At 34.9% G+C, this 630-nt stretch carries 1 pseudogene; it reads right to left on the reverse strand.

The features are described from left to right. Positions 1-16 precede the first annotated feature (16 nt). Positions 17-630 (reverse strand): annotated as a pseudogene (locus tag PV763_RS17755) (IS5-like element ISAba31 family transposase); the annotation flags it as partial.

The following is a 630-nucleotide window of genomic DNA, read 5'->3' on the forward strand; positions in this document are numbered from 1 at the left end:
TAGGGTCTGTTGACATTTACTGTTCATAATTAACCCTATAAAGGTAGCCATAAAAATATACAGGCTAAAGCAACAGAACTTTGATAATTTCTTTTGAGCTTGTCATATCGAGTAGCTATTCCTCTAAATTGCTTTAATCTACAAAACATATTTTCAACTAAATGCCTGATTTTATATAAATACCAGTCCATATGGTCATTGTTCGATTGGCTATTTGTTTTCTTTGGTATATTCGCTTTAGTCCCTGTTTTCCTGATCTGTTCACGCAGTGGTTCTGAATCATAGCCTTTATCTGCACATACCACTTTTGTCTCTTTTAAATCTAATGTTGATATTAAATCAGGTGCAACTTTAACATCATGTGTGGTTCCATCGGTAATCATGAAATCAATAGGATTGCCATGTGCATCAACAATCAAATGTATTTTTGAGGAGTTTCCTCCTACACTTTTAGAAATAGATTGATTCGCTATGCCGGCAGAATGTTGATGAGCACGTACATGAGAGCCATCAATAAAAATCCACTCCATATCGGGGCATGAGGCTAGTAATTTGAATAATCTAAGTAACTTACCGCTGCTTGACCAACGATTAAAACGTTTGAAAATAGAGTTTGAATGACCAAAACAA

The sequence above is a fragment of the Acinetobacter sp. AS5 genome, from assembly GCF_048957595.1.
GTDB lineage: Bacteria > Pseudomonadota > Gammaproteobacteria > Pseudomonadales > Moraxellaceae > Acinetobacter.